The sequence below is a fragment of the Microcystis sp. M53602_WE12 genome (assembly GCF_030065455.1).
Lineage (GTDB): Bacteria > Cyanobacteriota > Cyanobacteriia > Cyanobacteriales > Microcystaceae > Microcystis > Microcystis aeruginosa.
Genome location: NZ_JASJFB010000788.1, coordinates 1 through 8527, shown reverse-complemented (window position 1 = coordinate 8527; position 8527 = coordinate 1). Strand labels below are relative to the sequence as shown.

At 42.5% G+C, this 8527-nt stretch carries 5 protein-coding genes and 1 pseudogene; 3 read left to right on the top strand and 3 right to left on the bottom strand.

The genetic code is table 11. The features are described from left to right. Positions 1–653: 653 nt before the first annotated feature. A complete protein-coding gene (locus PX482_RS24180; RefSeq protein ID WP_288023959.1) occupies positions 654–2219 on the top strand; it encodes a B12-binding domain-containing radical SAM protein in 1566 nt (521 codons plus the stop codon). A gap of 122 nt (positions 2220–2341) precedes the next feature. Here PX482_RS24180 and PX482_RS24175 read toward each other — a convergent pair. Together PX482_RS24175 and dndD are read right to left on the bottom strand one after the other, a co-directional pair. Further along, a pseudogene (locus tag PX482_RS24175) lies at positions 2342–2456 on the bottom strand (zinc ribbon domain-containing protein); the annotation flags it as partial. Positions 2457–2556: 100 nt separating this feature from the next. Next, positions 2557–4542 (bottom strand): DNA sulfur modification protein DndD, encoded by a 1986-nt coding sequence (gene dndD / locus PX482_RS24170; RefSeq protein ID WP_288097218.1) that lies wholly within the window; start codon positions 4540–4542, stop codon positions 2557–2559. Positions 4543–4915: 373 nt separating this feature from the next. Here dndD and PX482_RS24165 point away from each other — a divergent pair, with 373 nt between their 5' ends. Both PX482_RS24165 and PX482_RS24160 read left to right on the top strand, forming a co-directional pair. Beyond that, complete coding sequence (locus PX482_RS24165; protein WP_002761119.1) at positions 4916–6559, top strand: alpha-keto acid decarboxylase family protein; 1644 nt, start codon at positions 4916–4918, stop codon at positions 6557–6559. A 144-nt stretch (positions 6560–6703) separates the two neighbouring features. Beyond that, positions 6704–8095, top strand: coding sequence for an IctB family putative bicarbonate transporter (locus PX482_RS24160; protein WP_288097216.1), 1392 nt, complete (start codon positions 6704–6706; stop codon positions 8093–8095). 135 nt (positions 8096–8230) lie between these two features. Here PX482_RS24160 and PX482_RS24155 read toward each other — a convergent pair. Beyond that, the coding region (locus PX482_RS24155) for an AAA family ATPase (protein WP_288123134.1) at positions 8231–8527 on the bottom strand (297 nt) is incomplete at its 5' end.

Genomic DNA, 8527 nt, shown 5'->3' with positions numbered 1-8527 from the left:
CAGGTGGTCAACTACCTAATTTTCAGGGAAAAAGTACCTGAATTTTCCCCTCAATCACTCCAATGGTCGGCACTTTTTGAGGTCAAAAAAGTCTAAAAGTATTATCCAACAAGGTTTTTATATTTATTCAGCAAACCCTAAATAGGACTATAATTACCAGTTATTTAATTTATTCATCTTCCAAAATTAAAGAGACATAAACTATATTTTATGGTAGTTGAGTCATGATGGGTCGGGATAAAATAGTGTAATTACGCTTATGTTTACCTGACCAGAAATAGTCATTGTCCAGATGTCTAGTAACTGGTGTTTTTCCGATAAAACAGACTTCCTAGGGACTGAAACGAAACCCTTACTATTCGGTGCTTGCGAATTTTAAGAGGGTTTTTCAGAATCAGCATTTTTTAGGGAACCTACCCAAAAATACCCAAAAGAGGCACACAGCCCCCAGAGCGCGTTGATAAAAATGGGAAAACACGAGTTTTTAGCAAGCATCGTGCATTTAGTTGTGCTAATCTCGAAAAAAATGCGGTTTTTTCACGATTTATTTAGAACTAATTTATTAGTAAAAAAAGATGTTAAAACAGTCTTGATCGACTTGGGCTTTGTGGCTAGTATGTAAAGCATCTAGCTTCTTCATTGGAGACACCTGAATGAAAGCCCTATTACTGTGGCCGCTGATGCCCAACTCCTTTTGGTCCTATCAAGAGACTTTAGATCTAGCCCGTTTAAGATCAACCAATCCGCCCCTGGGTTTAATTACGGTGGCAGCCCTGTTACCATCGGATTGGGAAATCCGGTTTGTTGATCGCAATGTCCGATTAGAAACGGCTTCCGATTGGGAGTGGTGCGATTTGGTCATCATCTCCGCCATGATCATTCAGAAAAAGGACTTTCAAGAATTGATTGCCAAAGGGTTGCAGTTGGGTAAAAAAGTGGCGGTGGGCGGGCCTTACCCCACCTCCTATCCAGAAGTTGCCCAAAAAGCTGGAGCAGATTACCTGATTCTGGATGAAGGAGAACTGACAATCCCTCTGTTCCTGGCAGCCCTAGAGCGGGGTGAACCGAGTGGTGTCTTTAGAGCCAGCGAGAAACCCGATGTCACCATGACACCGATCGCCCGCTATGATCTACTAGATCTGGATGCCTATCTGGCGATTACCGTGCAGTTTTCTCGCGGTTGCCCCTTTCAATGCGAATTTTGTGACATCATCAACCTCTATGGCCGCAAACCGCGCACCAAAACCCCAGAACAAATGTTGGCTGAGTTGGAGACGTTATATCAACTGGGCTGGAGGCGCTACATTTTTGTTGTCGATGACAACTTCATTGGCAATAAGCGGAATGCCAAGGTGTTTCTGCGGGAGTTGATCCCCTGGATGGAACAACACCAGTATCCCTTTAAACTGATTACGGAAGCTTCCCTTAATCTGGCCGAAGACAGTGAACTGATCGAGTTAATGGTCAAGGCCGGCTTTATGCTGGTGTTTATGGGGATTGAGACACCAGATACCGATAGCTTAATGGGCATTAACAAGGTTCAAAACACCCGCCAATCCCTGATCGAATCCTGTCACAAAATTACCCGCATGGGGCTGCAGATTATGTCTGGCTTCATTATCGGTTTTGACAATGAGAAACCTGGCGCAGGGCAGCGGATCAAAGATTTTATTATGGAGGCGAGTATTCCCCAGGGGCAGTTTAGCCTGCTCCAGGCACTGCAAAATACCGCCCTGTGGAATCGCCTGCAACGGGAAGGTCGTCTGGTGGATGGCATGGGCACTTTCCATCAGGGAGCCATGATGAACTTTGAGCCAACTCGCCCGGTGGAAGAGATTACCGAAGAATACATCGACGCTTTCTGGGAAATCTACGATCCTGTTAACTACCTGAAACGAACCTTCAACCATTTCATGATGATGGGGGGATGGCGCGGCAAATCGAACCGTAAATTAGATGGGCAACAGTGGCAATTGTTCCGTTCCTTGCTCTGGCGGCAGGGGATTGTCCGACCGACGCGGTTCCGTTTCTGGTGGCAACTGGCGGTGATTGCCTGGGTCAAACCCCGTCTGCTAGAAGAGTATCTAGCGACCCTAGGGATAGGTGAGCATTTTTTTGCCTATCGCTATGAAGTAAGAGAACAATTACTAAAACAACTAGCCGATTTGAAGCAACAGAAAGCAAGGGTAGCCCAGCTGGAAAAAACGCTCAAAAACTAGACAATAGCGCCGACGAACAGTCATTTATCCCTAAACAGCGCTCTTGAATCCTACCCCAAAGTAGAGCAACAAAAAGCGAGTGGGGTTGTTTTACTGTCAAGTCAGTTGACATACTCCCACCGTCAAGCTAGGCTGTGACGGGGGATTCTTTCCACATTGCTGTTAGAAATTCCTTGCTTCGACGAGACGGCTTAGATTCTCAATGTCTCCATTAAGAACCCAGAGACCCGACTCTCCCCCCCCAAAGGCTTGGATTGAGTGATAAAATTGGAAGTAATACCCGATGTCTCAAGTTAATTGGGCGAGGATTTCGTGGGAATTTATCTCAGTCATAATCTTACCAAAAGTAGCGGTCGGGGTGAATAGTGGTTTGACGTTGTTGGGAATTATATTCTAGCAGGTATTTTCTGGCGATTACTTCCTGTTCTTCTAATAAGAGTAGCTCATTTTGTCCAATTTCTGTATCGGTAGAGAGGAGGATGACTTGAGAGGAAGCGGCGGGAAAATAACGTTCAACTAAATTATGGCGATGGGAAGAATCTAAACGTCCGAGGGGTGTATCGATAGCGATGGGTAAATCTCGTCCGGAGACTCGCGCTAATCCCCACAAAAAAGCGATCGCTAATAGTTGTTTTTCTCCGGCAGAAAGACGGTGTTTAGGCACATTTTGTCCATCGGGGCCAAAGAGAGATAGACCAAAAGTATCAGCATCGATCGCTATTTTCTGCACCAGATCGGACTTATGCAATAAATAACGAAAACATTCCGCCACTTCTCCCTCTAATCTATTTAATTTTTTTAAAGTTAAGCGTTCCTTAAATACTTTTAAAGTTTGCTGTGCTTTGACAATAGCATTAACGATATGTTCGTTATTTTGCGATTCTAAAGCTTTCTCACTATAGGCAAATAATTCTTTTTTATTTTTCTCAATTTTCTTTTTAATTTCCTCGTAATTTTTGTGGCTTTGCTCGTATTCTGCTTGAGCATTTAGATAGTTTTTCTGAGCGGTTTTTAAGTTATTACTCAGGGTTTCGTATTCTTCGGGAGAGGCTGCTACTGCTAATTCTCGCTCTAAATTATCTAAGTCAGCTTCCAGATTTCTTAATTGTTCTATTGCTTGATGAGCGAGGTTAATTTGTGCCGGTAGTTGATGGGTTAAGACTCGATTTAATAACTCGATCGCCTCCTCGTCTAAATCTAAGTAAGAAGTAACCAAAGAATCGTTATCCTCAGCTAAAAACTTATTTTCTTGCTGTAAAAATTCTCTAATATTGTCTAATTGCTCTAAAGTTAAATTCAGTTGTTCTAAATAAGCAAGTAACTTTTTATCTCTGGATTCTAAAACCGATTGAGCGACTTGAGACGATTGAAATTTTAGCTCTTTTTCTCCCTGAATTTTAGCCGCTTCTAGGAGAGGAAAAATTAACTTTAATGGTAAAAATTCCCCCGCCAATTGACCTAAATATTCTCTCTGTTTATCTAACTTTTTATCTAAATCCTTTTTTCTGCTCTCTAATTGACTTCTTTCGGCGGCAATTTTTCCGCCATCAATGCGAAATTTATCCGAGACTGCATCAAAATCATTTCTAACCAAATCTAAATTTTTTTGTTGAGTTTCCATCTCTTGTCTAGCCAATTCCAAATCTTCTTGGTACTGGGCTAATTTTTTCTCAATAGCTTCAATAGTTGCCAGTTCATTTTCTGCTGCTAATAGCCGGCGCTTGCGACTAGCCAAAATATCAAGATCAACTGCTAATCTTTCCGCTAATTCTAACCCTAATAAAGTCTGCATCGAATCCTTAACGCTGTCAGGAGGTACATCCTGTTCTGCCAATTCTTTTACCTGTTCCCCATCAAATAAAAAGAGGTTAGAAATACCCAAAGGTAATAAAGTTTCAATATATTCATCCCAAGTATTAGCTAAGGCAGGATCGGGCCAATCCTCATCTAAAATACCGAGGGTATCCTTACCATCTTTGGGCTGTTTTGTCCAGTATCTAACGATACGATATTGTCGCCATTGTTCATTAACTAGATGTTCAAAAGCCAATTCAATTCTCGCTTGATCGATGAGGGAAGCTTGATTATTAACTGCTTGACTGAGAAACTCGGCATAACTTAAATTATTGCGAGTAGAACACTTTGCCCGCGCACCGTACAAAGCCAAACGAATCGCATCCATTAAAGTAGTTTTACCGCCGCCATTCATGCCTCCCAAAAGGATAATCGGACAGGAATTGTTGTCTTTTTCGGGACGTAAATTAATCACTTGACGACCGGCGTAGGGACCGAAATTTTGCAAAACTAATTCAGTAAAAATCATTAACAGTCAGCCTTATTTAAGTCGAAAGTTTTAGGGAATCTCCTGTAAAAATTATACCTGAAAAAGTGCCGCAGATATTTTTTTACACCCAAGAGAAAAACCCCAGATTTTATACTATAGCATTGATCACCAGCGCTAGATATAATTAGGGTCTGCGGAAAAAACTCTAAGATCCCCCCGCCTGTCGGCACCCCCCTTATTAAGGGGGGCAGGGGGGATCGAGTGCAAAACCTATCTTCTATTTAATTGCAAACAGCTACTTAATTAAAGTCTGCTGATTTTTACTTTCTAGTTCATTACTGGGCATGAGCCTATTTTTTGAAAAAATCGTTATGATCGGCGTGAAAGTGCCAACACAGGGGAGAAAATTGCTATGATCACGATCGGCGAATATTTATGCCAGCGTCTCCATAATTTAGGGGTTAATCATGTTTTCGGGGTGCCGGGGGATTATGTCCTCGATTTGATGGATGTTTTGGTGGAAAGTCCGATCGAATTAGTTTGTACCTGTAATGAGCTTAACGCGGGTTATGCCGCCGATGCCTACGCGCGAGTCAAAGGTATGGGCGCTGTCTGTGTCACCTACGGAGTCGGGGGATTTAGCCTAGTTAATGCTGTGGTCGGTGCTTACGCTGAAAGAGTTCCCCTGGTGGTAATTAGTGGGGCTTCCGATCGCTCGATTCGCCGGGATAATTTATTATTACACCACACCACGGGCGATTATAATCTGCAATTGTCCATCATGGAAAAAGTCACGGTTGCCTCGGTTATTCTCACTAATTCTGCCCAAGCAGCCAGTCAAATCGATCAAACTTTAACAGCTTGTTTGCATCACAAACGTCCCGTGTATATCGAAATTCCCCGGGATCTAGTCTATCGTCCCTGTATCCCCTCAGAAAAGCCAATTTATTTAACCGATAATCTCACGGATGCTGCCGCTTTAGAAGAAGCCATTGAAGAAGCGGCTTTTTTATTAGAAAAAGCGGAAAAACCAATTATTTTAGCAGGGGTAGAATTCCATCGGTTTAAACTCCAGGATAAGTTGCTGAAACTTTTAGAGGTAACGGGTTATCCCTTAGCCACCACTATTTTAGGTAAGTCGTCAATTTCGGAAATGCAGCCGCAATTTATCGGCACTTATGTGGGGGCATTAAGTCGCGAATACGTTAGTCAACGGGTGGAAAATGCCGATTGTGTCCTCTGTTTAGGGGCGATCATGTCCGATATGAATTTAGGCGGATTTACGGCTAATTTAAATCCCAATAATTTGATTAATGCCAATTCCGAGAAGATCAAGATTAAACATCACTTCTATCAACCAGTATTCCTAGGGGATTTTATCGAGGGTTTAATTAATAAGCTAAGTCACAAAGAAGCGGCTACACTAGAGATTAAACCTGCGGCCGAATTGAAGAATTTAGAATTCATCGCCGTGGCAGAGCAAAAATTAACTAATGCTCGTTTTTATGAGCGAATGAATCATTTTATCGCTCAAGAATCTTTTGTTATTTCTGATACAGGGGACGCAATTATTGCCACAATTGATTTATTAATGCCCCAAAAAACCGACTTTATCGGTCAAGCATTTTATCTCTCTATTGGTTATTCAATTCCCGCCTGTTTAGGAGTAGCTTTTGCCGCACCAAATACTCGTCCTATCGTCTTTGTGGGGGATGGTGCTTTTCAAATGACCGCCCAAGAACTTTCGACAATTATCCGTCACCATCTCAATCCAATTATCTTTTTAATTAATAACGACGGTTACACGATCGAGCGGGTAATTCAGGATAATATTTATAATGATCTACAACCGTGGAAATATCACCAATTACCAGCAGTATTTAACGGGGAAAGTTGGAGTTGTCAAGTCAGGACAGAAGGGGAATTAGAAAAGGCTTTATCGATTGCCCAGGGTAACATCGATCGCCTATCATTTATTGAAGTACATCTCGATCGTTTTGACTGTTCCCAAGGCTTAACTCGTTTAGGTCAAGCTTTACGTTCACCCCATGCCTAGACTGGTTATACTATTAGGTTTTGACTGTGTGAAGCTGCCCTAAGACACCAGACTGAAACTCTTTTGGCTCCCAAGAGTCAACAATTAAGATACAATCGGTATCTTAATCAAAGTTTGCTGGTGACAACCGCAACTAAAAACCCTATGAATGCTTTTTGGAAACAAATCACCCTATTGAACTTTTCGCCCGCTTCTTGGTCAAAATATAGCTATCTGCATCGTTTCGTCGGCCTTTTTAGTCAATGGCGACAGGGTAGCCAGTTTGTGCAGTGGACAGAACTGATGGGTGCGCTGTTAATCTCTCTCCTTATCGCCACTGCGCCTTTTTTCTCCACCAGTCAAATCGGTTTTTTGCTGTTAGCAATAGCGGGTTATTGGCTACTCTTAACCCTTGTGGATGAAGGCAAAATTGGGGTGACACCCATACATCTTTTGGTACTTTTATATTGGGGAATTGCCACGGTTTCTACGGCTTTTTCTCCCGTTAAAACCGCAGCCTTGGAAGGATTAATTAAATTAACTCTCAATCTCATCTTTTTTGCCTTTACCGCCCGAATCATGCGCTCACCACGCCTAACAAATTGGATTCTGACTACTTTAGTTTTAACCGCATTAGTAGTCAGCGTTTACGGCATTCGTCAGCAAATTTTTGGTGCGGAACAGTTAGCAACTTGGAACGATCCCACCTCAGAATTAGCGGGAGATACTAGGGTTTATAGTTATCTCGGTAATCCTAATTTATTAGCTAGTTATTTATTCCCTGGTATTGCTTTTAGCGGTGCAGCCTTGTTTGTGTGGCAGGGATGGCTACCGAAAATTTTAGCGGCTTTATTAACTTTAGCCAATGCCGCTTGTTTATTTTTTACCGAGAGTCGTGGCGGTTGGATTGGTTTGATGGTCTTAGGAATCGTCTTCTTATTGCTATTATTTTATTGGTTCAAAAACTATCTACCGTTATTTTGGCAAACATGGCTTTTACCCTTAATTTTAGGGGGTTTAGCCGTGGTGATTTTAGGGGCGATTTTATTGGTGGAACCGCTGCGAATTCGGGTGATGAGTATTTTTGCAGGCCGGGAAGATAGTAGTAATAACTTTCGGATTAATGTTTGGGATGCAGTTATTCGCATGATTCAAACCTATCCACTTTTGGGCATCGGACCGGGTAATGATGCTTTTAAGAAAATTTACCCCCTATTCATGAAGCCAAAATACACGGCTTTAAGTGCCTATTCTGTGGTATTAGAAATCATGGTAGAAACGGGAATTATTGGTTTTACCTGTTTCCTCTGGTTATTAGTCACAACTATCGGCCAAGTCATCCATCAAATTAAACTTTTACGCGATAAAATGGATAGTCAAGGCTTTTGGTTAATCGGGGCAATTGCCGCTATGGCTGGAATTCTTGCCCACGGTTTTTTTGATACGGTTTGGTATCGTCCCCAAGTTAGTACCCTCTGGTGGTTAGTTTTGGGTTTAATTGCTAGTCGTTGTGGCGTTGTCAAGTTTGAAGATGATGGCGCATCAGAGCAGACTTGAAAACGCTTTAAGAGTAAGGCTCTCGTTGTGTCGCAATTCATTCTTCATATTCTGATCTGACAACGCCAGTCGTTGTTATTCCCCCACTAGGGGTTTTGAGCGCGGCAATTCTCTCCTCTAGGGGTTCAAAGTAGTTCAGGCACAGATGCGATCCTCGATCGCCACCGATTGTAGAAGTCTTTCCACGATAGCTTTAGCTTGACGACCGTGACTAGGAATCAGACGATGGCAGAAGACGTAGGGAGTAATAAACTTAACATCATCGGGAATAGCATAATCGCGACCTTCGAGGAAAGCGTAAGCTTGAACTGCTTTTTGCAAAACCACACAACCCCGGGGACTGACTCCTAAACTAATATCTTCGTGATCACGGGTAGCGCGGACTAAATCGACGATATATTGCTGTAAAGCAGGAGCTACCCGGACCAGACT

What these genes read in the sequence shown, in the direction of transcription:
- PX482_RS24160 (WP_288097216.1), top strand. Translation starts at nt 6,704, where the DNA reads ATGAATGCTTTTTGGAAACAAATCACCCTATTGAACTTTTCGCCCGCT.
- dndD (WP_288097218.1), bottom strand. Translation starts at nt 4,542, where the DNA reads ATGATTTTTACTGAATTAGTTTTGCAAAATTTCGGTCCCTACGCCGGT.
- PX482_RS24180 (WP_288023959.1), top strand. Translation starts at nt 654, where the DNA reads ATGAAAGCCCTATTACTGTGGCCGCTGATGCCCAACTCCTTTTGGTCC.
- PX482_RS24165 (WP_002761119.1), top strand. Translation starts at nt 4,916, where the DNA reads ATGATCACGATCGGCGAATATTTATGCCAGCGTCTCCATAATTTAGGG.